The organism is Hoeflea sp. BAL378 (assembly GCF_000759435.1).
Classification (GTDB): Bacteria; Pseudomonadota; Alphaproteobacteria; order Rhizobiales; family Rhizobiaceae; genus Hoeflea.
Map to the genome: position 1 here is coordinate 14,944 of NZ_JRJG01000022.1, position 22,808 is coordinate 37,751.

The following is a 22,808-nucleotide window of genomic DNA, read 5'->3' on the forward strand; positions in this document are numbered from 1 at the left end:
CGGAGTCCATCATGAGCACCAGCGGCAATGCCCAGCGCCGGCCCAGCCAGCTATTCAGGAACCTGAACGCGAAGGTTGCATCGATTCCGATGATCCTGACCGCGCTGCTCGTCTTCCTGGGCGGCACGGTGTGGACGATCGTCTATTCGTTCACCAATTCCAAGCTGCTGCCGCGGCTGAAATTCGTGGGCCTCGACCAGTATGAACGCCTGTGGTCGGCGCCCAGGTGGCTGACCTCGATCGAGAACCTCCTCGTCTACGGCGTTCTCTCGCTGATCTTCTCGCTGGTGATCGGCTTCGTGCTCGCAGCGCTGCTCGACCAGAAGATCCGCTTCGAAGGCGTCTTCCGCACCATCTTCCTCTATCCCTTCGCCCTCTCCTTCGTCGTCACCGGGCTGACCTGGCAGTGGATCCTCAATCCCGATTTCGGCGTGCAGAACATCGTGCGCGCCATGGGATGGGAGAGCTTCACCTTCAATCCGCTCTACGACCAGGACATCGTCATCTACGGCATCCTGATCGCCGGCCTCTGGCAGGGCACCGGGCTGATCATGTGCCTGATGCTCGCGGGCCTGCGCGGCATCGACGAGGACATCTGGAAGGCGGCGCGCGTCGACGGCATTCCGATGTGGAAGACCTACCTGTTCATCGTCATCCCGATGATGCGCCCGGTCTTCATCACCACGCTGGTCATCATCGCCTCGGGCATCGTCCGGCTCTACGACCTGGTCGTGGCGCAGACCAGCGGCGGGCCGGGCGGCGCCTCCGAGGTGCCGGCGAAATATGTCTATGACTACATGTTCCTGGCCCAGAATCTCGGGCAGGGATTTGCCGCGTCGACCATGATGCTGCTGTCGGTCGCCATCATCGTCGTGCCCTGGGCCTATCTCGAATTCGGAGGGCACAAGCGTGGCTGACATCCAGACGCTGAACACGGTCGCGGCCGGCATCGATCCCGTCGCCGACCGGATGTCGGGCCCCCAGGGCGCAAGGCCGCGCCGGGCGCTGTCGCGCCGCAACATCTTTCTCTACGGCACGCTCATCCTCGTCGCCGCCTATTATCTGGTGCCGCTCTACGTGATGATCGTCACCTCGCTCAAGGGCATGCCGGAAATCCGTCTCGGCAACATCTTCTCGCCGCCGGTCGAGATCACCTTCGAACCCTGGGTCAAGGCCTGGGCCACGGCGTGCACCGGACTGAACTGCGACGGGCTGAGCCGGGGCTTCTGGAATTCGGTGCAGATCACCGTGCCGTCGGTGATCTTCTCGATCGCCGTCGCCTCGGTCAACGGCTATGCGCTCGCCAACTGGCGCTTCAAGGGCGCCGACACCTTCTTCACGATCCTGATCGTCGGCGCCTTCATCCCCTACCAGGTGATGATCTATCCGATCGTCATCCTGCTGCGCGAGATCGGTCTTTACGGCTCGCTGTGGGGCCTCGTCATCGTCCACTCGATCTTCGGCATGCCGATCCTGACGCTGCTGTTCCGCAACTATTTCAGCTCGGTCCCCGAGGAGCTGTTCAAGGCGGCGCGCGTCGACGGAGCCGGCTTCTGGCGGATCTACTTCGTCATCATGCTGCCGATGGCGCTGCCGATTTTCGTGGTCGCCATTATCCTCCAGATCACCGGCATCTGGAACGACTTCCTCTTCGGCGTGATCTACACCAAGCCCGACACCTACCCGATGACCGTCCAGCTCAACAACATCGTCAATTCGGTCCAGGGCGTGAAGGAATACAACGTCAACATGGCGGCGACGATCCTGACCGGGCTGGTGCCGCTGGCGGTCTATTTCGTCTCCGGAAAACTGTTTGTGCGCGGCATCGCGGCCGGTGCGGTGAAGGGATAACAACATGACAAGTGTTTCGATCCGCGACCTCAGCCTGAAATTCGGCGCGCTCGAGGTTCTCAAGTCGCTCAGCATCGATATCGAGGATGGCGAGTTCCTGGTGCTGCTCGGGCCCTCGGGCTGCGGAAAGTCGACGCTGCTCAACTGCATCGCCGGACTGCTCGACATTTCCGGCGGCCAGATCTTCATCAAGGGAAGGAATGTCACCTGGGAGGAACCCAAGGACCGCGGCATCGGCATGGTGTTCCAGTCCTACGCGCTCTATCCGCAGATGACGGTGAAGGGCAACCTGTCGTTCGGCCTCAAGACCGCCAAGGTGCCGAAGGACGAGATCGCCCGGCGCATCGCCCGCGCCGCCGAAGTGCTGCAGATCGAGCCCTTGCTCGAGCGCAAGCCGGCGCAGCTTTCGGGCGGCCAGCGCCAGCGCGTGGCCATCGGCCGGGCTCTGGTGCGCGATGTCGATGTGTTCCTGTTCGACGAGCCCCTGTCCAATCTCGACGCCAAGCTGCGCGCCGAACTCAGGGTCGAGATCAAGCGGCTGCATCACCGGCTCAAGAACACCATGATCTACGTGACCCACGACCAGATCGAGGCGCTGACGCTCGCCGACCGCATCGCCATCATGCGCAACGGCATCATCCAGCAGCTTGCGAGCCCCTACGAGATCTACAACCGCCCGGTCAATCTCTATGTCGCCGGCTTCATGGGCTCGCCGGGGATGAATTTCCTCGAAGGCGAGTTCGCGCCGCACGGCGCGGCGGAACTGAGCTTCGGCGCCACCAAGGTGCCGCTCGACCGCTATCCCTTCGTCAGCGACGAGCGGCCATCCCGGGTCATCTTTGGGATCAGGCCCGAGCATGTCACCTGCGGGCCGGCGAGCGCGAGCGAACCTTTCAGCACGGAGGTCGAGATCGAGGTGGTCGAGCCGATGGGCGCCGACACGCTGGTCTGGGCGATCCTCGACGGCAAGGAATTCCGCTTTCGCGTCGACGGCCAGAGCGAAATGCGCGAGGGCGACCGCGTCCGCATCGGCTTCGATCCGGCCCGCGCCTCGATTTTCGACGCGGCGACGGAGCTCCGGCTCTGAGCCGCGGTCTCCTCTCGCCGCCGCGCCGGAGACGGCGCGTCCCATAAAACGCCCCGAGGCCGTGTCCGGCCGGGGGGCCAGACAGAACCAGAACCACCTGAACCAGAAAGTCCAATCCGATGAATTTCTCCTTCCAGCTCTACAGCGCCCGCAAGTTCCAACCCTGGCCGGATGTGCTCGCAATGCTCGCCGGCGCCGGATACAAGAATGTCGAGGGCTTCGGCGGCGTCTATGAGGACCCGGCGGGCTTCCGTGCTGTGATGGACCAGAACGGGCTGTCCATGCCGTCGGGACACTTTTCCATCGACGCGCTCGAGGGCGACATCGAGACGGTGTTCAACACCGCCACGACGCTCGGTATCAGGCAGATCTACTGCCCGCATGTGACGGTGGACAAGCGGCCCACGGATGCGGACGGCTGGCGCGCCTTCGGCCTGCGGCTCGCCGCGGTGGGCGAGAAGGTCCGCGCCGCAGGCTTCGGCTTCGGCTGGCACAATCACGATTTCGAATTCGTCGCGCTCGCCGATGGCGGCCTGCCGATGCAGATCCTGCTCGACGCGGCGCCGGAACTCGAATGGGAGGCCGACATCGCCTGGATCGTCCGCGGCGGCGGCGATCCCTTCGACTGGATCGCGCGCCATGGCAAGCGGATCACCGCGGTGCATGTCAAGGACATCGCGCCCGCGGGCGAATGCGCCGACGAGGACGGCTGGGCCGATGTCGGCCACGGCACGCTCGACTGGACCCGATTGTTCAAGGACATCGCCGGCCAGACTCCGGCGAAGCTGATGATCATGGAGCATGACAATCCCTCGGACGCGAAGCGCTTCGCCTCGCGCTCCCTCGACTGGGCGCGCGGCGCGACGGAGTGACCGGAATGACAAAGATCCTTGGCGTTGGCATCATCGGCTGCGGCAACATTTCCGCCGCCTATCTCAAATTCGCGGCCCTGTTCCGGGGCATCGAGATCCGCGCCTGCGCGGACATCAATCCCGAGGCGGCGAAGGCCCGGGCCGAGGAATTCGGCGTCCGCGCCGAAAGCGTCGACGCGCTGCTTTCGGCCGCCGACATCGACATCATCGTCAACCTGACGGTGCCGGCGGTGCATTACCAGGTCTCGGCCCAGGCGCTCGACGCCGGCAAGCATGTCTATTCGGAAAAGCCCTTCGTGCTCTCGGTCGAGGAAGGCCGCGATCTGGCCCAACGGGCCGCGAAGAAGGGCCTGCGCGTCGGCTCCGCCCCCGACACGTTTCTGGGCGGCGCGCATCAGCTCGCCCGGCGGATCATCGATTCGGGGGCTGCCGGCCGCATCACCGGCGGCACCTGCCATGTGCTGAGCCCCGGCATGGAGCACTGGCACCCCAATCCGGACTTCTTCTTCAAGCCCGGCGGCGGCCCGATCCTCGACCTCGGCCCCTATTACATCTCCAATTTGGTGCAACTGATCGGTCCCGTCACCCGCGTCGCCGCCATGACCTCGATCCCCACGCCCGAGCGCAGGATCACCTCGGAGCCGCGACACGGCGAGATGATCACCGTGGAAACGCCGACCACGGTGCACGCCATCCTCGAATTCGCCAATGGCGCGATCGTCACGCTCGGCGCGAGCTGGGACGTCAAGACCCACGGCCACCGGCCGATGGAGCTCTACGGCACCGAGGCGAGCCTGATCGTTCCGGATCCGAACTTCTTCGGCGGCAAGGTCGAACTGGTGGGACCCGGCGGCGTGGCGATGGAGCTGCCGGAGTGGGAACATCCGCTCGGCATCCCCAACCAGGAGCACAAGCAGGGCATGATGGCCAATTACCGCACCGCGGGGCTGGCCGACATGGCGCTCGGCATTCTCGAGGGCCGGCCGCACCGCTGTTCGCTGGAATTTGCGCTGCATGTGGTGGACGTCATGACCGCGATCCTTCATTCTGGAGAGAAAGGCGCCTTCATCACGCTCGCCACCCAGGGCGAGCAACCGGCCGCGCTCGACATCGAAGACGCCGCGGCCCTTCTCAGACCGAAAGACTAGCTCATCATGTGGACACCCGCACCCGACCGATACGAGTCGATGGAGTACCGCCGTGTCGGTCGCTCCGGCCTCAAGCTGCCGGCGATCTCGCTCGGCCTGTGGCACAATTTCGGCGGCGACACGCCGCACGAACTCAAGCGCGACCTGTGCCGCACCGCCTTCGATCTCGGCATCACCCATTTCGACCTGGCCAACAATTACGGCCCGCCCCCCGGCTCGGCGGAAACCGCCTTCGGCGAGATCCTGCGCACCGATTTCCACGGCCTGCGCGACGAGATGATCATCTCGTCCAAGGCCGGCTACGGCATGTGGCCCGGGCCCTACGGCGAATGGGGCAGCCGCAAATATCTGGTGGCGAGCTGCGACCAGAGCCTCAAGCGCATGGGCCTCGACTATGTCGACATCTTCTACTCGCATCGTTTCGATCCCGAAACGCCGCTCGAGGAGACGATGATGGCGCTCGACCACATCGTCCGCTCTGGCCGGGCGCTCTATGCCGGGATCTCGAGCTACAATTCCAGGCGCACGAGAGAGGCCACGGCCATCCTCAAGCAGCTGGGCACGCCCTGCCTGATCCACCAGCCGAGCTATTCGATGATCAACCGCTGGGTCGAGGAGGACGGGCTGCTCGACACGCTCGACGAGCTGGGCCTCGGGTCGATCGTGTTCTCGCCCTTAGCCCAGGGCATGCTCACCGGCAAATATCTCAAGGGCATTCCCGAGGACAGCCGCGCCGCCCAGGCCAAGTCGCTCAACGCCAATTTCCTCAACGAGCGCAATCTCGGCAATATCCGCGCCCTGAACGCGATCGCCGAACGCCGCGGCCAGACGCTGGCGCAGATGGCGCTCGCCTGGGTGCTGCGCGGCGGACGGGTGACCTCGGCGCTGATCGGCGCGAGCCGCCCGCAGCAGATCGTCGACTGCGTCGGTGCGCTCGGCAACCAGGAGTTCAGCGAGGCCGAACTCACCGAGATCGACGGCCATGCCAGCGACGCCGACATCAATCTCTGGGCGGCCTCGGCCGAGCGCAAGGGACCGCCGCGGAAATGATCCTCAATCCGATCCTGCCCGGCTTCAATCCAGACCCGTCGATCTGCCGGGTGGGGCCGGACTATTTCATCGCCACCTCCACCTTCGAATGGTATCCGGGCGTGCAGATCCATCACTCGACGGATCTGGTCAATTGGCGGCTCGTCAGCCGGCCGCTCACGCGCGCGAGCCAGCTCGACATGCGCGGCAATCCCGATTCCTGCGGCATCTGGGCGCCCTGCCTGTCCCATGCCGACGGGCTGTTCTGGCTGGTCTACACCGACGTCAAGCGGCTCGACGGCAATTTCAAGGACGCCCACAACTACATCGTCACCGCGCCGGACATAGAAGGGCCCTGGTCCGATCCGGTCCATGTCAATTCCTCGGGCTTCGACCCGTCGCTGTTTCACGATCGGGACGGGCGCAAATGGTTCCTCAACATGGTCTGGAACCACCGCACCGATTCCATCGGCGGGCAGCCCAAGCATCCGGCCTTCGCCGGCATCCTGGCGCAGGAATATGACGCGCAAGCGGGTCGCCTGATCGGCGAGCCGGTCAACATCTTTGCCGGCAGCCCGCACGGGCTGGTCGAGGGCGCGCATCTGTTTTACCGCGACGGCTGGTACTATCTCACCGTCGCCGAAGGCGGCACCGGCTACGACCACGCCGTCACCATGGCCCGTTCGCGGGAGCTGAACGGCCCCTATGAGCTGCATCCCGACACTTTCCTGATGACCTCCAAGGACGCGCCCGATGCGCCCCTGCAGCGCGCCGGCCACGGCCAGGTCGTGGAGACGCCCGACGGCGCGGTCTACCACACCCATCTGTGCTCGCGGCCGCTGCCGGGAACCCGCCGCTCGCCGCTCGGCCGCGAGACCGGGCTGCAGAAATGCGTCTGGGGCGAGGACGGCTGGCTGCGGCTGGCCCAGGGCGGCCTGGTGCCGGCGGTGGAGGTCGAGGCGCCCGACTCCGGGAGCCGGAGGCTGCCGGCGGAGCCGGTGCATCGCGACTTCACCGGCGACAGCCTGCCCGAGGAGTTCCAGTGGCTGCGGACTCCCTTCCCCGAGCGGATCTTCTCGCTCACCGGGTCTGGGCTGCGGCTCATCGCGCGTGAATCGATCGGCAGTTGGTTCGAGCAGGCGCTGGTGGCGCGACGCCAGGAGCAGTGGGCCTTCCGCGCCGAGACCCGGGTCACGTTTTCGCCGCGGACCTTCCAGCAGACCGCCGGGCTCACGCATTACTACAACCGCTCCAAATTCCATTATCTGGCGGTGACCTCGCATGAACAGGCGGGACGGTCACTGACGATCCTGAGCTGTCCCGGCGACTGGCCGCACGGCAAGCTCGTCTTTCCGCTCGACACCCCGGTGGCGCTGCCGGACGACGGCCCGGTTGAGCTTGCCGCCGATGTCGACGGCGCCAGGCTGCAATTCTTCTACCGGCTGCCGGGCGGCGACTGGCAGACCGTCGGGCCGGTGCTCGACGCCAGCGTCATTTCCGACGAGGGCGGGCGCGGCGAGCACGCCTCCTTCACCGGCGCCTTCATCGGCATGGCGGCCTTCGACACGTCGGGCAGCGCGATCACCGCGGATTTCGACCGCTTCTCCTATGTTCCCTTGGACGGGTGATGCTGAGCCGGCTGTGCATCCATGATCTCGCCACTGGCGCGACGAATGAGCTGCTCGCGACCGACCGCCTGATCGAGGCGCCGAACTGGACGCCGGACGGCACTTCGCTGATCGTCAATGGCGACGGCCTTCTGTTCCGGGTGCCGCTCGCGGCGCCGGAGCTCAGGCCGATCGACACCGGCCCTGCGGTCCAATGCAACAACGACCATGGGATCTCGCCGGACGGACGTTGGCTGGTGATCAGCGATTCCACCGACACCGGCCAGTCCTGCATCTTCACGCTGTCGGCCGAAGGCGGCACACCGCGCCGGATCACCGCCGAGGTTCCCTCCTGGTGGCACGGCTGGTCGCCGGACGGGGCGACGCTCGCCTATGTCGGCCGCCGCGAGGGCGGCTTCGGCCTCTACACGATCGCCGCCGAGGGCGATGGCGCGGAGACGCATCTGATCAGCGGCGGCGGCCATTATGACGGACCGGATTTCTCGCCCGACGGACGCTGGATCTGGTTCAATTCTGACCGCGGCGGCAGCATGGACCTGTGGCGGATCCCGGCGAAGGGCGGCGCGCCGGAGCAGATGACCCGGGACGAACGCGTCAACTGGTTCCCCCATCCCTCGCCCGATGGCCGCACGGTACTCTATCTGAGCTATGAACCGGAAACCCAAGGCCATCCGCGCGGCCGCGATGTCGAACTGCGGCTGCTGGATCCGGCGGATGGGAGGGTAGCCACGCTCATCGCGCTGTTCGGCGGCCAGGGCACGATCAACGTGCCGTGCTGGGCGCCCGGGGGCGGCCGCTTCGCCTTCGTCCGCTATGGGCGGGAGGCCGCGTAGGGCGGCCGCGAGACGACGCGTGATCCCCGCGCGCGCTCCAGGCGCGGGCCTACCAGTGCGGCGGCGGCTGGTTGGCGGGCGGGCCGCCGGTCGCGTCCTCGATGTCCTGGAACCGGTCGTTGAGGCGCGCCAGCTCGCGGCGCAGTTTGTCCGTCTCGCGCCAGCTCTCGGTGAGCTGCCGCGAGAGGTCCTCGATGGCGGCCTGCTGATGCGCCAGCAGTTCCTCGAGCCGCACCAGCCGCGCTTCGTCCTGTTCGTTCATTGCCGGATCTCCTCGAGCCTGGCGCGCCAATCCTGCGGAAGCGGCACGGGCCGCCGCGTGCCGCGGTCGACATAGACATGCACGAACCTTCCGTCGGCAAAAGCCGTGTCCTCGTCGTTGCGGAACAGCCCGATCGCGTAGCTGACCGACGAACTGCCGAGCCGCGTCACGCAAAGCCCGGCGACGATCCTGTCCGGGAACATCGCCTCGGCGTGGTAGCGGCAGGAGGTCTCGACCACCAGGCCGATGATGACGCCGTTCAGCGGATCGAGCAGGCCGCCCTCGATCAGCCATTCGTTGATGGCGGTGTCGAACAGTTGGTAATGCACCACATTGTTCATGTGGCCATAGACGTCGTTGTCGGCCCAGCGGGTCTGCAGGGGCCGGAACGCCCTGAAGCCGGCGCGAAGGGGTGGTGGCGTGCGTGTCATCCGGGCGGTTTCACCACGCCGCATCGCGGTTGGCAAGTCCCCGGCGGGCGCCCCTGCGGCGGCCCCGGACCGGCTTCGCCGCCGCGGCACCGACAAAGGGCTGCATATCCGGCCTCCCAAATCAGTCTGGACTTTGCAGAAAGAACTGTCGAGACTAAGCCAAGGATCGCGCCCGCGGCAGGCGGTGACGGCGAACCGCGAAAAAGACGAGGGGACATGAACGACTTAGCCATTGAACTCAAGGGGATCGACAAGAAGTTCGGCCTCGTCCACGCCAACAAGGCCATCGACCTGCGCGTTCGCAAGGGCACCATCCACGGCATCATCGGCGAGAACGGCGCCGGCAAATCGACGCTCATGTCCATCCTCTACGGCTTCTACCAGGCCGACGAGGGCGATATCTTCGTCGGCGGCCGCAAGATCGAGATCAAGGATCCCAACGCCGCCATCACCGCCGGCATCGGCATGGTGCACCAGCACTTCATGCTGGTGGAGAATTTCACCGTGCTCGAAAACGTCATGCTGGGCGCCGAGGACAGCCAGATCCTCAATGCCGGCATCGCCAAGGCGCGCCAGGAGTTGAAGCGGCTCGAGCATGAATACGAGCTCGAGGTCGACCCCGACGCGATCATCGAGGAACTCCCGGTCGGCCTGCAGCAGCGGGTCGAGATCCTGAAGGCGCTCTATCGCGGCGCCGAGATCCTGATCCTCGACGAGCCCACCGGCGTGCTGACGCCCGCAGAGGCCGATCACCTGTTCCGGATTCTCGAGCAGCTCAAGGACCAGGGCAAGACCATCCTCTTGATCACCCACAAGCTGCGGGAAATCATGGCGGTCACCGACGAGGTCTCGGTCATGCGGCGCGGCGAGATGGTGGCGACGCGGACGACGGCCGAGACCTCGGTCGAGGAACTGGCCGAACTCATGGTCGGCCGCCGCGTGCTGCTGCATGTGGAGAAAGGCCCCGCCTCGCCCGGCGATGTGCTCTTGTCGGTGGAAAACCTCACGGTGCGCGACAGCCGCGGCGTCGACATGGTCAAGGACGTGTCCTTCCACGTGCGCGCCGGCGAGATTGTCGGCATCGCCGGCGTCGCCGGCAACGGCCAGTCGGAGCTGCTGCAGGCCGTCTCCGGCATCCGCCGCGCGGTGCGCGGCAAGGTCTGGCTCGACGGCGCGCCGGTCGACGTCACCGGCAAGGATCCCTCCGACCTGCGCCACCGCGGCCTTGCCCACGTGCCCGAGGACCGGCAGCACATGGGTCTGGTCTTGAAATTCGACGAAAGCGAGAACTCCATTCTGGGCTATCACGACGACCCGAAATATCTCAACGGCCTGTTTCTCAACATCGAGGCGATCCGCCAGGACGCCGCCGCCAAGATCGAGAAATATGACATCCGGCCGCCCAATCCGCGGCTGAAGACCGCGAATTTCTCCGGCGGCAACCAGCAGAAGATCGTGCTGGCGCGCGAGATGGAGCGCGACCCCAAGGTGCTGATCATCGGCCAGCCGACGCGCGGCGTCGATGTCGGCGCCATCGAGTTCATCCACAAGCGCATCATCGAGATGCGCGATGCCGGCAAGGCGGTGCTGCTGGTCTCGGTCGAGCTCGACGAGATCCGCTCGCTGTCGGACCGGGTGCTGGTGATGTTCGACGGCCGCATCGTCGGCGAGCGCTCGCCCGACACCGGCGAGGGCGAGCTCGGGCTCTTGATGGCCGGGGTGGAAGACGGCCAGGAGGCGGCCCAATGAGCGCGCCCTACGCCAAGCTGCCCGGCTGGGTGGATTACGGGCTGATCCCGCTCATCAATCTCGCGGTCGCCTTCCTGGTCGCGGGCCTTGTGGTGCTGGCGGTGGGCGAAAGCCCGCTGCGCGCCGCCAGCCTGATGATCGAGGGCGCCTTCGGCTATGGCGAGGGCATCGGCTTCACGCTCTACTACGCCACCAATTTCATCTTCACCGGGCTCGCCGTGGCCGTCGCCTTCCACTGCGGCCTGTTCAACATCGGCGGCGAGGGCCAGGCCTATGTCGCGGGCCTGGGCGTGGCGCTGCCCTGCCTGTGGCTCGACCAGGTGATGCCCTGGTACGTGATCTTTCCGGTGGCCATTCTCGGCTCGGCGCTGGCCGGCGCCGCCTGGGCGCTGATCCCGGGCTGGCTGCAGGCCAAGCGCGGCAGCCATGTGGTGATCACCACCATCATGTTCAATTTCATCGCCTCGAGCCTGATGGTCTATGTGCTGGTCGACGTGCTGAAGCCCGCGGGATCGATGGCGCCGCAGACCCGCACCTTCGCCGAAAGCGGGCAGTTGCCGCGACTCGACTGGCTGCTGTCCTGGGTCGGGCTCGACATCGGCGGCGCGCCGTTCAACCTGTCCTTCCTGCTGGCGCTGGTCATGGCGGTCGTGGTCTGGGTGCTGATCTGGCGCACCAAGCTCGGCTACGAGATCCGCACCATGGGCCACAGTCCTAGCGCCGCGCGCTATGCCGGCATCGGCGAAAGCCGCATCATCATCATCACCATGATGATCTCGGGCGGGCTCGCCGGCATGATGGCGCTCAACCCGATCATGGGCGACCAGCACTCGATGCAGCTCGATTTCGTCGGCGGCGCCGGCTTCGTCGGCATCGCCGTGGCGCTGATGGGCCGCTCGCACCCGGTGGGCATCGTCCCGGCGGCGATCCTGTTCGGCATGCTCTACCAGGGAGGCGCGGAGATTTCCTTTGAAATGCCGGAGATTTCGCGCGACATGATCACCATCATCCAGGGCCTGGTGATCCTGTTCGCCGGTGCGCTCGAAAACATGTTCCGCCCGGCCATCACCACGTTTTTCGCAACCACGGGAACGGCGCGGGCGGGCAAGACCCTGCCGGCGGGGGAGTAGGATCATGGAGTATTTCGACACGCTGATCGTCATCCTGCAATCCACCGTGCGCGTCTCGGTGCCGCTGATTCTCGCGGCGCTGGCGGGCCTCTATTCGGAGCGCTCGGGGATCTTCGACATCGGGCTCGAGGGCAAGATGCTGGCCGCCGCCTTTGCCGGCGCCGCCGCCGCCGCGGTCACGGAATCGGCGCTGATCGGGCTCGGCGCGGCGATCTTCGTCTCGGTCTGCCTGGCGCTGGTGCACGGCTTTGCCTCCATCACCCAGCGCGGCAACCAGATCGTCTCCGGCGTGGCGATCAACTTCATCGCGCTCGGCGCCACAGTGATCCTCGGCCAGGCCTGGTTCCGGCAGGGCGGCAGGACGCCGCAGCTGAGCGGCGACGCCCGCTTCACCACGGTCGAACTGCCTTTCGCCGCCGAACTTGCCGATGTCCCGATCCTCGGCCCGATCTATTCCAACCTGCTGTCGGGCCATTTCCTGCTCACCTACCTCGCCTTCGCGCTGGTGCCCTTCACCTGGTGGGTGCTCTACCGGACCCGGTTCGGGCTGAGGCTGCGCGCCGTGGGGGAAAACCCGGGCGCGGTGGACACGGCGGGCATTTCGGTGACCTGGCTCCGCTACCGGGCGGTAATCTGCTGCGGCATCCTCACCGGCATCGCCGGCGCCTATCTGTCGATGGCCATGACCGCGGGCTTCGTCAAGGGCATGACCGCCGGCAAGGGCTTCATTGCGCTGGCGGCGCTGATCTTCGCCAAGTGGAAGCCGGTCAACGTCATGTTCGCCTGCCTGCTGTTCGGCTTCCTCGATGCCATGTCGATCCGCATGCAGGGCAATCCGCTGCCCTTCATCGGCGAGGTGCCGGTGCAGTTCATGCAGGCGCTGCCCTACATGCTCACGGTGATCCTGCTCGCCGGCTTCATCGGCAAGGCGATCCCGCCGCGCGCCGGCGGCGTGCCCTATGTCAAGGAGCGATGACATGACCCGCGATGCTGCCCCAGATCAGGCACATGACCCCGCGCGCGAGCTTTTCGAAGCCGCCCGCGACGCCATGGCGAAATGCCATGCGCCCTATTCGAAATTTCCCGTCGGCGCAGCGCTCCGCGCCGAGGACGGCTCGGTTCACGCCGGCGCCAATATCGAGGTGATTTCCTTCCCCGAAGGCTGGTGCGCCGAGACCACCGCCATCAGCCACATGGTGATGGCCGGCAGCACCAAGATCCGCGAAGTCGCGGTGTATGCGGAAAAACTCGACCTGTGCAGCCCCTGCGGCGGCTGCCGGCAGCGGCTGGCGGAGTTCTCCGATCCCGGCACGCTGGTCCATCTGTGCGACGCCACCGGCGTGAGAAAGACGCTGCGGATGGACGAACTGCTGCCCTATGCCTTCGACACGGAGGTGATCGGATGAGCGGCGTCGTCGATGTGCTGATCGAACGATTGCATGGACGCATGCCGCGCCATGCGATCGTGCTGGGCTCGGGGTTGGGCGCGCTGGTCGAGACCGTCGCCGACCCCGTCCGCATCCCCTATTGCGACCTGCCCGGTTTTCCCGAAAGCGGCGTGTCGGGCCATGCCGGCGAGGTGGTGGCGGGCCATATCGGGGCAACCCCGGTGATCATGCTGTCGGGACGGGTGCATTACTACGAGCACGGCCATGCCGACGCCATGCGCGTGCCGCTCGAGGCGCTCAAGGGCATCGGCGTGACCCATCTGATCCTGACCAATTCCGCGGGCTCGCTCAGGGACGACATGCCGCCCGGTTCGGTGATGCGGATCGCCGACCACATCAATTTCTCGGGCGCCAATCCGCTCATCGGCGAGGAGAGCGACCGCCGCTTCGTCGGCATGACCAGCGCCTATGATGCGGATCTCGCCAGCCGCCTGACGGCCGCGGCCGAAGCCGCCGGGACCCGGTTGCATGAGGGCGTCTACATGTGGTTCTCAGGCCCGAGTTTCGAAACGCCGGCGGAAATCCGCATGGCGCGCACGCTCGGCGCCGATGCGGTCGGCATGTCGACCGTCCCGGAGGTCATTCTCGCCCGCTTTCTCGGAATGAAGGTGGCGGCCGCCTCGGTGATCACCAATTTCGGCGCCGGCATGACCGGCGGCGAACTCAGCCATCAGGAGACCAAGGACATGGCGCCGATCGGAGGCAAGCGGCTCGCGGCCATTCTGACGCGCCTCATCGGAGATTTCGCATGAGCACGAAAACCGCCCAGGCGGAGGGCGAACGCGCCGCCACGGGATCGGAGCTGGTGGCGCTCGCCCCCGTCCGAGACCGCAATGCCGGCACGGACTTCACGCCGGCCCTGTTCGAGACCATGTCGGTCAACCTGTCGGCCACCGAGCGGCGCGTGGCGACGCTCGGCGCGCGGCGGACGGTGAAGAAGGCCTGGCAGGCCGCCTGGCTCATCCGGGCCATCGAATGCATCGACCTGACGACGCTCGCCGGCGACGACACGCCGGGCAAGGTCGAGCGGCTCTGCGCCAAGGCGCGCAACCCGCTCCGGGCCGACCTGGTCAAGGCGCTGGGGCTCGAGGACTACCGCCTGACCACCGGCGCCGTCTGCGTCTATCCGATGATGGTGGCGACCGCGGTCCGGGCGCTCGAGGGATCGGGGATTCCCGTGGCCTCGGTGGCGACCGGCTTTCCCGCCGGCCTGACGCCGATGCAGGACCGGCTGGCCGAGATCCGCTACGCCGTCGGCGAAGGCGCCCACGAGATCGACATCGTCATCTCCCGCCGCCACGTGCTGACCGGCAACTGGGCGGCGCTCTACGACGAGGTGCGGGCGATGCGCGAGGCCTGCGGCGAGGCCCACATGAAGGCGATCCTCGCCACCGGCGAGCTCAAGACCCTGTCCAATGTCTATCGCGCGTCGATGGTGTCGATGATGGCCGGGGCCGATTTCGTCAAGACCTCGACCGGCATGGAAGCGGTCAACGCGACGCTGCCGGTGAGTCTGACCATGGTCCGCTCGGTGCGTGACTATCTCGACCTCACCGGACAGGTCTGCGGCTTCAAGCCCGCCGGCGGCATCCGCACCACCAAGGACGCAATCGCCTGGCTGATCCTGATGAAGGAGGAGCTCGGCAACGACTGGCTGAAGCCCGACCTGTTCCGGTTCGGCGCGAGCTCGCTTCTGGGCGACATCGAACGCCAGATCGAACACAATGTGACCGGCCGCTATTCGTCGGCCGACCGCCACGGCCTGGCGTGAGGAGCGCTTCATGAACACGATCAGGGATATTCTCGACACCATGGATTACGGTCCCGCGCCCGAGGACGCCACCGATGTGCGGGCCTGGCTGGCGCGCCACGAGGCGGGGTTCGGCCACTTCATCGGCGGCGCCTTCACCAAGGTGAAGGGCGAGACCTTCACGGTGTCCAACCCCGCCAATGGCCAGAAGCTCGCCCAAGTGGCCGTCGCCGATGCGGGCGATGTCGACCGGGCGGTGAATGCGGCGGCGAAGGCGCTCAAGACCTGGCGGGCGCTGTCGGGGAATGAGCGCGCGCGGCATCTCTATGCGCTGGCCCGCCACGTGCAGAAGCACACCCGCTTTCTCGCCGTGCTCGAAACCCTCGACAACGGCAAGACCATCCGCGAGACCCGCGACATCGACGTGCCGCTGGTGGCGCGGCATTTCTACCATCACGCCGGCTGGGCCGAGCTCCGCGACGACGTCTTCCCCGGCCAGGAGCCGGTCGGCGTCTGCGGCCAGATCATCCCCTGGAACTTTCCGCTGCTGATGCTCGCCTGGAAGGTGGCGCCGGCGCTGGCCGCGGGCTGCACGGTGGTGCTGAAATCCGCCGAACACACGCCCCTGACGGCGATTGCCTTCGCCGAGATCTGCGCTGAAGCTGGTCTTCCGGCGGGCGTGTTCAACCTCGTCAACGGCGCCGGCGAGACCGGCGCGCTGCTCGCCGGCCACGAGGGCGTGGCCAAGCTCGCCTTCACCGGCTCGACCGCCGTGGGACGGCTGCTGCGCCGCCAGACTGCCGGCTCCGGCAAGAAACTCTCGCTCGAACTCGGCGGCAAGTCGCCCTTCATCGTCTTCGAGAACGCCGATCTCGACGCCGCCATCGAAGGCGTCGTCGACGCCATCTGGTTCAACCAGGGCGAGGTCTGCTGCGCCGGCTCGCGCGCCATCGTCCAGGAAGGCATCGCCGACAGGTTCCACGACAAGTTGCGCGCCCGTATGGAGAAACTCAGGGTCGGCGATCCGCTCGACAAGTCGATGGACATGGGCGCGGTGGTGGCCCCGGTGCAGATCGAGCAGATCACCGCGAAGGTGAAGGCCGGCATCGCCGAGGGCGGCCAGATGTGGCAGCCGAGCTGGGCGCACACGGTGGCGACCGGCGGCGGCTGCTTCTTCCCGCCGACGCTGTTCACCCATGTGGCGCCGTCCTCGACGCTGGCGCAGGAGGAGATCTTCGGGCCGGTGCTGGCCTCGATGACCTTCCGCACGCCCGCCGAAGCGGTGCAGCTCGCCAACAATTCGCGCTATGGCCTGGCCGCCTCGGTCTGGTCGCAGAACCTCGACGAGGCCTTCGACGCGGCCCGCACACTCAAGTCGGGGATCGTCTGGATCAACTCCACCAACCTGTTCGACGCCTCCGCCGGCTTCGGCGGCTACAAGGAAAGCGGCTTCGGCCGCGAGGGCGGCCGCGAAGGCATGCGCGAATACCTGGTTCCCGCCTTCCAGGCGAAGGCCAAGGCGCTGCCCGAAAGTGCGCCGCTTGCCGCGCCGACGCCCGCACCGGGCCCCGCATCGGGCGGCGGGCTCGACCGCACGGTCAAGCTCTATGTCGGCGGCAAGCAGGCGCGGCCCGATTCGGGCTATTCCTATCCCGTCACCGGCCCCAAGGGCCGGCATCTGGCGGAAGTGGGCCTGGGCAACCGCAAGGACATCCGCAACGCGGTGGAGGCGGCGCACAAGGCCTCGGCCTGGAGCGGCATGACCGGCCACGCCCGGGCGCAGGTGCTCTATTTCCTGGCCGAGAACCTCGAGCTGCGCGCCGCCGAATTCGCCGCCCGGCTTGCCGACGCCGGCGCTTCGGCCTCGGCCGCCCGGCGCGAGGTCGAGGCCTCGGTGGCCCGCATCATGCATTACGCCGCCTGGGCCGACAAATATGACGGCGCGGTGCGCGCTCCCGACAAGCGGATGCTGACGCTCGCGCTCAACGAGCCCTGGGAGGTGATGGGGATTTCCTGCCCCGACGAGGCACCGCTCTTGGGCTTCGTCTCGCTGGTCATGCCGGCGATCGCCATGGGCAACCGGGTCGTGGCTACCCCGTCGCAAAGCCAGCCGCTGGCGGCTTGCGATCTCTACCAGGTGCTCGACACCTCCGACGTGCCCGGCGGCGTCGTCAACATCGTCACCGGCGACCGCGACACGCTCGCCGACACGATGGCCAAGCATGACGACATCGCAGCACTCTGGTATTTCGGCGGGACGAAGGGCACCGAGCTGGTCGAGCGCGAATCGGCCGGCAATCTCAAGGCGGTGTGGGCCAACAACGGCAAGGCCCGCGACTGGTTCGACGCTACTCAGGGCCAGGGCGAGGAATTCCTGTTCCACGCCGTGCGCATCAAGACCGTGTGGACGCCGTTCGGCGTGTGAGGGTACATCATGCTCACCCAGGAAATCATCCGAACCAAGCGCGATGGCGGCGAGCTCGGGGCAGCCGACATCTCGGCCTTCGTCCGCGGCCTGACCGACGAAAGCGTCACTGAAGGCCAGGTCGCGGCGCTGGCGATGGCGGTGTTCTTCCGGGGCATGAGCCGCGCCGAGGCGGTGGCGCTGACGCTGGCCATGCGCGATTCGGGCGAGGTGCTCGCCTGGCCGGAACTCGACCGGCCGGTGGTCGACAAGCATTCGACCGGCGGGGTGGGCGACAATGTCTCGCTGATGCTGGCGCCGATCGCCGCGGCCTGCGGCCTGGCGGTGCCGATGATCTCCGGCCGCGGCCTCGGCCACACCGGCGGCACGCTCGACAAGATGGAATCGATCCCCGGTTACCAGGCGATGCCGGACAATGCGCTGTTCCGCAAGGTGGTGGGCTCGGTGGGCTGCGCCATCATCGGCCAGACCGGCAACCTCGCGCCGGCCGACAAGCGCTTCTACGGCATCCGCGACGTGACGGCGACGGTCGAATCGGTGCCGCTGATCACCGCCTCGATCCTGTCCAAAAAGCTCGCCGCGGGCCTGGGCGCCCTGGTGCTCGACGTGAAAAGCGGCAACGGCGCCTTCATGGACACGCCCGAGCGCTCGCTCGAACTGGCCCGCTCGCTGGTCGAGGTGGCCGTCGGCGCCGGCATGCCGACCACGGCGCTGGTCACGGACATGAACCAGCCCCTGGCGAGCGCCGCCGGCAATGCTGTCGAAGTCAGGAACGCCGCCGATTTCCTCAAGGGTGCTGCGCGCGATCCGCGCCTCCGCGAGGTCACGCTGGCGCTCGCCGCCGAGATGCTGGTTTTGGGCGGCCTGGCCGCGACCGCGGAGGACGGGCTTGCCCGGGCGCGCGCCGCGCTGGAAGACGGTCGCGCCGCCGAGATCTTCAACCGGATGGTGCATGCGCTGGGCGGGCCGCCCGATTTCCTCGCCGCTCCCGACCTGCATCTCGGCGCGGCGCCGTTGAAGACGGCGCTCACCGCCGGCCGCGACGGCTATGTGACGGGCTACGACACCCGCGGCGTAGGCCTCTGCGTCGTGGCCCTTGGCGGCGGCCGCACCCGGCCGGGCGATCCGGTCGATCATGCGGTGGGACTGACGGGATTGTTGCCCGTCGGCGCGCGGGTCGAGCGCGACACGCCGATCGCCTTCGTCCACGCCCGCACCGAGGAGCAGGTCGCTCAAGCGCGCGCGCAGATGCGCAAGGCGGTGACGATCGGCGACGCCGCGCCGGAAGTCGCGCCGGCCATTCTGAGCCGCCAGGGCTAGGCTTTAGCACAGGGGAATGTCAGGCGTCCGTGCGCCGCATCCGGCAGGGCGCGCGGGACGGGCCGGCGACTCGGCGTGGCCGCGCGCGTCAGTTGACCAGTTCGAGCCGGTTGTTGGCGACGCGGTAGGAATGCAGCTTCGACATGAAGCTCATGCCGATCAGCGTCGCCGACAGCGCCTGGTCGTCGAGCACGAAGGCCTCGACGTCGTGGACGGTGACCGACCCCACCTCGATGCGGTCGATGCGGACCAGGGCGGCGTTGGCCAGGCCGTTGGCGGTGCGGACCTCATGCCGGAAATCGGAATTGGCCGGCGCCAGGCCGATCGTGCGCGCTGTGGACCGGTTGATGGCCACAAAGGTCGCCCCGGTGTCGACCAGCCCGCGGACGGCACGGCCGTTGATGTGGAAATCGGCGGTGAAATGGCCTTCCTTGCTCAGCGGGATGCTGGCGGCCCGGACCCCGGTCGCATAATGCGCCTGCGGCTTGGCGGCGGCGGGCTGAACCGAGGCGGCGACCCGCTGCGGCGCCGTTTCGGCCGTTCCGGCCTCCGTGGACAGGTAGGCCGAGATGTCCTGCGCATAATAGGGCAGGCCGGACACGGCCAGCACCGCACAGGAGATGAGGAAGAGATTCTTGAACATGCCGGGACTCCGAAACTACCGGCCCATTGAACAGCCATGACGCTAACGGCGCATGAAAATTCGGGCCGGCCGCGCCGGAAATCCGTTTGTTTGGTTAAGCGGGCGCAAACGCCGGTCCTTGCCGCCTTGCATCCTCGCGGGCCCGGCAGGGCCGCCTCGGCCGTGGCGCTACTTGGTGCCGTACATGCGGTCGCCGGCGTCGCCCAGGCCCGGTACGATATAGCCTTTCTCGTTGAGATGGCTGTCGATGGAGGCGGTGAAGATCGGCACGTCGGGATGCGCCTTCTGGAAGTTGCGGATGCCTTCGGGCGCCGCCAGCAGGCACAGGAAGCGGATGTTGCGCGCGCCGCGTTCCTTCAGCTTGTCGATCGAGGCGATCGAGGAATTGCCGGTGGCGAGCATCGGGTCGACGACGATCACCAGCCGGTTGCTGATGTCCTCGGGCGCCTTGAAGTAATATTCGATCGCCTCCAGCGTCTCGTGGTCGCGATAGACGCCGATATGGGCGACGCGAGCGGAGGGAACCAGATCGAGCATGCCTTCGAGCAGGCCGTTGCCAGCGCGCAGGATCGAGGCGAACACCAGCTTCTTGCCCTCGAGCACCGGCGATTCGATCTCGGTCAGCGGCGTTTCGATGCGCTCCATCGTCAGTTCGAGATCGCGGGTGATCTCGTAGCACATCAGCGTTGAAATCTCCCGCAGCAGCCGCCGGAACCCCGCCGTCGAGGTCTCCTTCTTGCGCATGAAGGTGAGTTTGTGCTGCACCAGCGGATGATCGATAATCGTGACGCCGTCCATCTTGTCCTGCCTCGAAACTGCGACCGGACACCGCGTCGATCACCACAATCGATCCGCGGACGAGGTCCCGCCTGGAAAACCGCCTGCGCCAGCCTGGAAGAGCCTAGGCAGCGCACGGCAAGCCGATGCTGATTTAGACACCGATTGAGCGGTTCCGGCAACCACCCGGAGCCATTTCAGTCAAGCTGTCCCAAGAGAAATGCGCGGGTCGGCGCGTCGACGAAGGCCGCCTCGAGCGAGGTGCGCGTGATCGCGGTCAGTTGCGCGGCGTCGTAGCCCCAGGCTTCGGCCGCCATCTCGTACTCCCGGCCGATCGAGGAGCCGAAATGCGGTGGATCGTCGGAGCTCAGCGTCACCTTGACGCCGGCGCGGCGCATCCGGTCGAACGGATGCCGGGCCATGTCGGGATAGAGCCCGAGCGCCAGGTTGGAGCCGGGGCAGACTTCCAGCACCACGCCCTCCTCGGCGATGCGCTTCACCAGCGCCTCGTCCTCGATGGCGCGGACGCCGTGGCCAATCCGGGACGGGCGGACATGGTCGAGCGCATCGCGCACGCTGTCGGGCCCCGCCAGCTCGCCGGCATGGATGGTGATGCCAAGGCCGGCGTCGCGGGCGATGTCGAAGGCGCGGGCGAACTCGGCGACACGGCCGAAGCGCTCCTCGCCGGCCATGCCGAAACCGGTGATCAGAGGATGCGGCCGGCTCGCCGCCAGCCCCGCCGCCGCCTCGACCTTCTCGGCGCCGAAATGCCGGATGCCGACGACGATCATCCGGCATTCGATGCCGGTCGAGGCTTTGGCCGCTTCGATGCCCTGGGCGAGGCCGTCGAAATAGCTTTCCGGCGTCAGCCCCGCGGCGCTCGCATGATCGGGGGAAACGAAGATCTCGGCATAGATGGCGTTCTCGGCGGCGATCCCCTCGAGATAGGTCTGGGCCAGCAGCGCGTAGTCCTGCGGCGTGCGGAACAGCGCCGCGGCGCCGTCATAGGCCGTCAGGAACTCGGTGAAGTCGGACCAGACATAGCGGTCGCCGGAGATGAAGCCGGAGACGTCGGCCCCGTATTTCTGCGCCTGCGCCATGACCAGCGCCGGCGAGGCGGCGCCTTCGATGTGGCAGTGCAGCTCTGCCTTCCTGACGCCGGTCACAGGAAGCTCGTTCCGCTGGCGAGCGCGGGCAGGCCCAGGTGCCGCGCCAGCGTTGCGCCGATGTCGGCATAGGTCGGGCGCACGCCGATGCTGCGTGCCGCCACGCCGGGTCCGAAGCCCAGGACCGGCACGCGCTCGCGGGTGTGGTCTGTCCCGCGCCAGGTGGGGTCGCAGCCATGGTCCGCGGTCATCAGCACCAGGTCGCCGGGCTTGAGCAGCTTGGCGAAGCGCGGCAGCAGCGTGTCGAGCGCCTCGAGCGCGGCGGCATAGCCGGCGACATCGCGGCGGTGGCCGAACAGCATGTCGAAATCGACGAAATTGGTGAACACGAGATCGCCATCGGATGCCTCCCCGGCAGCTTTCAGCGTGGCCTCGAACAACGCCGCATTGCCGTTGGCCTTCCGCATGTCGGTGACGCCCTGGTGGGCGAAGATGTCGCTGATCTTGCCGACGCCGAAGACGCGGTGGCGGCTCTGCTTGACCTGGTCGAGCAGGGTCGGCCCGGGCGGCGGCACGGAGAAATCGCGGCGGTTGCCGGTACGGTCGAAGCCGGCTTCGGCGGAGCCCACGAAGGGGCGGGCGATCACCCGGCCGATATTGAGCGGATCGACCAGCTTGCGCACGACCTGGCAGAGCTCGATCAGCCGCTCAAGGCCGAAGCTTTCCTCGTGCGCGGCGATCTGGAACACCGAATCCGACGAGGTGTAGCAGATCGGCTTGCCGCTTCTCACATGCTCGGCGCCGAGCCGGGCGATGATCTCGGTGCCCGAGGCGTGGCAATTGCCGAGGATTCCCGGCACCTTGCCTTCCGCCATGATCGCCGCCACCAGCTCGTCGCTGAACGCAGGTCCTTCGTCGGGGAAATAGCCCCAGTCGAACATCACCGGCTGTCCGGCCATTTCCCAATGTCCCGAGGGCGTGTCCTTGCCGCGCGAGACCTCGCTCGCAGCGCCGTGGATGCCGCGCGGCCGGGCCGCCAGGCTCCAGCCGGCGGGCAGGTTGCCCGAGGCCGCCAGCGCCGCCTCGCCCAGCCCGAGCGACTGCATGTGCGGCAGCGACAGCGGCCCCTTGCGCAGGCCCGGCCGGTCGGCCAGCCCCGCGGCGCACTGCTCGGCGATGTGGCCGAGCGTGTTGGCCCCCAGGTCGCCATAGGACTCGGCGTCGGGCGCCCCGCCAATGCCAAAAGAATCAAGAACGAACAGGAATGCACGCGCCATGCCGATATCTCCGAGTGACCCGCAAACTAGCCGGATTCGGGC

22 protein-coding genes are annotated in these 22,808 nt (G+C 67.1%); 16 read left to right on the forward strand and 6 right to left on the reverse strand.

What is annotated here, in order from left to right; all coding sequences use genetic code 11:
* The first annotated feature begins 11 nt into the window (after window positions 1-11).
* From LL06_RS06655 to LL06_RS06690, 8 genes are all read left to right on the forward strand, one after another.
* Window positions 12-917 (forward strand): sugar ABC transporter permease, encoded by a 906-nt coding sequence (locus LL06_RS06655; protein WP_035523998.1) that lies wholly within the window; start codon window positions 12-14, stop codon window positions 915-917.
* A complete protein-coding gene (locus LL06_RS06660; RefSeq protein ID WP_035524001.1) occupies window positions 910-1,851 on the forward strand; it encodes a carbohydrate ABC transporter permease in 942 nt (313 codons plus the stop codon). The genes LL06_RS06655 and LL06_RS06660 overlap by 8 nt, the downstream gene beginning before the upstream one ends.
* Window positions 1,852-1,855: 4 nt before the next feature.
* Complete coding sequence (locus LL06_RS06665) at window positions 1,856-2,938, forward strand: ABC transporter ATP-binding protein (RefSeq protein WP_035524004.1); 1,083 nt, start codon at window positions 1,856-1,858, stop codon at window positions 2,936-2,938.
* A gap of 119 nt (window positions 2,939-3,057) precedes the next feature.
* The gene (locus tag LL06_RS06670; protein ID WP_035524006.1) at window positions 3,058-3,810 is read left to right on the forward strand and encodes a sugar phosphate isomerase/epimerase; all 753 of its coding nucleotides are present in this window, start codon (window positions 3,058-3,060) and stop codon (window positions 3,808-3,810) included.
* A 5-nt stretch (window positions 3,811-3,815) separates the two neighbouring features.
* Complete coding sequence (locus LL06_RS06675; protein ID WP_035524008.1) at window positions 3,816-4,958, forward strand: Gfo/Idh/MocA family oxidoreductase; 1,143 nt, start codon at window positions 3,816-3,818, stop codon at window positions 4,956-4,958.
* Between the two features lie 3 nt (window positions 4,959-4,961).
* Complete coding sequence (gene mgrA / locus LL06_RS06680) at window positions 4,962-6,008, forward strand: L-glyceraldehyde 3-phosphate reductase (RefSeq protein WP_035524011.1); 1,047 nt, start codon at window positions 4,962-4,964, stop codon at window positions 6,006-6,008.
* The gene (locus tag LL06_RS06685) at window positions 6,005-7,615 is read left to right on the forward strand and encodes a glycoside hydrolase family 43 protein (protein WP_035524013.1); all 1,611 of its coding nucleotides are present in this window, start codon (window positions 6,005-6,007) and stop codon (window positions 7,613-7,615) included. Before mgrA ends, LL06_RS06685 begins: the two co-directional genes overlap by 4 nt.
* Window positions 7,615-8,448, forward strand: coding sequence for a TolB family protein (locus LL06_RS06690; protein WP_035524016.1), 834 nt, complete (start codon window positions 7,615-7,617; stop codon window positions 8,446-8,448). The genes LL06_RS06685 and LL06_RS06690 overlap by 1 nt, the downstream gene beginning before the upstream one ends.
* 49 nt (window positions 8,449-8,497) lie before the next feature.
* Here LL06_RS06690 and LL06_RS06695 read toward each other — a convergent pair whose 3' ends face one another.
* Both LL06_RS06695 and LL06_RS06700 read right to left on the reverse strand, forming a co-directional pair.
* Complete coding sequence (locus tag LL06_RS06695; RefSeq protein ID WP_035524019.1) at window positions 8,498-8,710, reverse strand: SlyX family protein; 213 nt, start codon at window positions 8,708-8,710, stop codon at window positions 8,498-8,500.
* Window positions 8,707-9,141, reverse strand: coding sequence for a thioesterase family protein (locus tag LL06_RS06700; RefSeq protein WP_035524020.1), 435 nt, complete (start codon window positions 9,139-9,141; stop codon window positions 8,707-8,709). The genes LL06_RS06695 and LL06_RS06700 overlap by 4 nt, the downstream gene beginning before the upstream one ends.
* Before the next feature lie 216 nt (window positions 9,142-9,357).
* Here LL06_RS06700 and LL06_RS06705 point away from each other — a divergent pair, with 216 nt between their 5' ends.
* The 8 genes from LL06_RS06705 (at window position 9,358) to deoA (ending at window position 18,963) form a co-directional block, all read left to right on the forward strand.
* Window positions 9,358-10,890 carry an ABC transporter ATP-binding protein gene (locus tag LL06_RS06705; RefSeq protein WP_035524023.1) on the forward strand — a complete coding sequence of 511 codons (1,533 nt, stop codon included), beginning with the start codon at window positions 9,358-9,360 and terminating at the stop codon, window positions 10,888-10,890.
* Window positions 10,887-12,020, forward strand: coding sequence for an ABC transporter permease (locus LL06_RS06710; protein WP_035524025.1), 1,134 nt, complete (start codon window positions 10,887-10,889; stop codon window positions 12,018-12,020). Before LL06_RS06705 ends, LL06_RS06710 begins: the two co-directional genes overlap by 4 nt.
* Window positions 12,021-12,024: 4 nt before the next feature.
* Window positions 12,025-12,996: an ABC transporter permease gene (locus tag LL06_RS06715; protein WP_035524027.1), complete on the forward strand. Its 972-nt coding sequence runs from the start codon at window positions 12,025-12,027 to the stop codon at window positions 12,994-12,996.
* 1 nt (window position 12,997) lies between these two features.
* The gene (locus LL06_RS06720; RefSeq protein ID WP_052161271.1) at window positions 12,998-13,426 is read left to right on the forward strand and encodes a cytidine deaminase; all 429 of its coding nucleotides are present in this window, start codon (window positions 12,998-13,000) and stop codon (window positions 13,424-13,426) included.
* Window positions 13,423-14,220, forward strand: a complete 798-nt coding sequence (locus LL06_RS06725; protein ID WP_035524029.1) for a purine-nucleoside phosphorylase — start codon at window positions 13,423-13,425, stop codon at window positions 14,218-14,220. Before LL06_RS06720 ends, LL06_RS06725 begins: the two co-directional genes overlap by 4 nt.
* Window positions 14,221-14,339: 119 nt before the next feature.
* Complete coding sequence (gene deoC, locus LL06_RS06730) at window positions 14,340-15,239, forward strand: deoxyribose-phosphate aldolase (protein ID WP_052161272.1); 900 nt, start codon at window positions 14,340-14,342, stop codon at window positions 15,237-15,239.
* 10 nt (window positions 15,240-15,249) lie between these two features.
* Window positions 15,250-17,643, forward strand: a complete 2,394-nt coding sequence (locus LL06_RS06735; protein WP_035524032.1) for an aldehyde dehydrogenase family protein — start codon at window positions 15,250-15,252, stop codon at window positions 17,641-17,643.
* Window positions 17,644-17,652: 9 nt separating this feature from the next.
* Window positions 17,653-18,963 (forward strand): thymidine phosphorylase, encoded by a 1,311-nt coding sequence (gene deoA, locus LL06_RS06740; RefSeq protein ID WP_035524035.1) that lies wholly within the window; start codon window positions 17,653-17,655, stop codon window positions 18,961-18,963.
* Between the two features lie 88 nt (window positions 18,964-19,051).
* Here deoA and LL06_RS06745 read toward each other — a convergent pair whose 3' ends face one another.
* The 4 genes from LL06_RS06745 to LL06_RS06760 all read right to left on the reverse strand — a co-directional run bounded on the left by LL06_RS06745 (window position 19,052) and on the right by LL06_RS06760 (window position 22,766).
* Window positions 19,052-19,606 (reverse strand): TIGR02281 family clan AA aspartic protease, encoded by a 555-nt coding sequence (locus LL06_RS06745; RefSeq protein ID WP_035524038.1) that lies wholly within the window; start codon window positions 19,604-19,606, stop codon window positions 19,052-19,054.
* Window positions 19,607-19,774: 168 nt separating this feature from the next.
* On the reverse strand, window positions 19,775-20,404 hold the full coding sequence (upp, locus tag LL06_RS06750) for a uracil phosphoribosyltransferase (protein WP_035524040.1): 630 nt from the start codon (window positions 20,402-20,404) through the stop codon (window positions 19,775-19,777).
* A gap of 176 nt (window positions 20,405-20,580) precedes the next feature.
* Entirely contained in the window at window positions 20,581-21,549 is a 969-nt protein-coding gene (locus tag LL06_RS06755) for an adenosine deaminase (protein ID WP_035524042.1), read from the reverse strand.
* Window positions 21,546-22,766, reverse strand: a complete 1,221-nt coding sequence (locus tag LL06_RS06760; protein WP_035524044.1) for a phosphopentomutase — start codon at window positions 22,764-22,766, stop codon at window positions 21,546-21,548. The genes LL06_RS06755 and LL06_RS06760 overlap by 4 nt, the downstream gene beginning before the upstream one ends.
* Between the last annotated feature and the right edge of the window lie 42 nt (window positions 22,767-22,808).

Coding starts and splice junctions, on each gene's coding strand:
- LL06_RS06655 (WP_035523998.1), top strand. CDS start 12: ATGAGCACCAGCGGCAATGCCCAGCGCCGGCCCAGCCAGCTATTCAGG.
- LL06_RS06665 (WP_035524004.1), top strand. CDS start 1,856: ATGACAAGTGTTTCGATCCGCGACCTCAGCCTGAAATTCGGCGCGCTC.
- LL06_RS06670 (WP_035524006.1), top strand. CDS start 3,058: ATGAATTTCTCCTTCCAGCTCTACAGCGCCCGCAAGTTCCAACCCTGG.
- LL06_RS06675 (WP_035524008.1), top strand. CDS start 3,816: ATGACAAAGATCCTTGGCGTTGGCATCATCGGCTGCGGCAACATTTCC.
- LL06_RS06685 (WP_035524013.1), top strand. CDS start 6,005: ATGATCCTCAATCCGATCCTGCCCGGCTTCAATCCAGACCCGTCGATC.
- LL06_RS06690 (WP_035524016.1), top strand. CDS start 7,615: ATGCTGAGCCGGCTGTGCATCCATGATCTCGCCACTGGCGCGACGAAT.
- LL06_RS06695 (WP_035524019.1), bottom strand. CDS start 8,710: ATGAACGAACAGGACGAAGCGCGGCTGGTGCGGCTCGAGGAACTGCTG.
- LL06_RS06700 (WP_035524020.1), bottom strand. CDS start 9,141: ATGACACGCACGCCACCACCCCTTCGCGCCGGCTTCAGGGCGTTCCGG.
- LL06_RS06705 (WP_035524023.1), top strand. CDS start 9,358: ATGAACGACTTAGCCATTGAACTCAAGGGGATCGACAAGAAGTTCGGC.
- LL06_RS06710 (WP_035524025.1), top strand. CDS start 10,887: ATGAGCGCGCCCTACGCCAAGCTGCCCGGCTGGGTGGATTACGGGCTG.
- LL06_RS06715 (WP_035524027.1), top strand. CDS start 12,025: ATGGAGTATTTCGACACGCTGATCGTCATCCTGCAATCCACCGTGCGC.
- LL06_RS06720 (WP_052161271.1), top strand. CDS start 12,998: ATGACCCGCGATGCTGCCCCAGATCAGGCACATGACCCCGCGCGCGAG.
- LL06_RS06725 (WP_035524029.1), top strand. CDS start 13,423: ATGAGCGGCGTCGTCGATGTGCTGATCGAACGATTGCATGGACGCATG.
- deoC (WP_052161272.1), top strand. CDS start 14,340: ATGTCGGTCAACCTGTCGGCCACCGAGCGGCGCGTGGCGACGCTCGGC.
- LL06_RS06735 (WP_035524032.1), top strand. CDS start 15,250: ATGAACACGATCAGGGATATTCTCGACACCATGGATTACGGTCCCGCG.
- deoA (WP_035524035.1), top strand. CDS start 17,653: ATGCTCACCCAGGAAATCATCCGAACCAAGCGCGATGGCGGCGAGCTC.
- LL06_RS06745 (WP_035524038.1), bottom strand. CDS start 19,606: ATGTTCAAGAATCTCTTCCTCATCTCCTGTGCGGTGCTGGCCGTGTCC.
- upp (WP_035524040.1), bottom strand. CDS start 20,404: ATGGACGGCGTCACGATTATCGATCATCCGCTGGTGCAGCACAAACTC.
- LL06_RS06760 (WP_035524044.1), bottom strand. CDS start 22,766: ATGGCGCGTGCATTCCTGTTCGTTCTTGATTCTTTTGGCATTGGCGGG.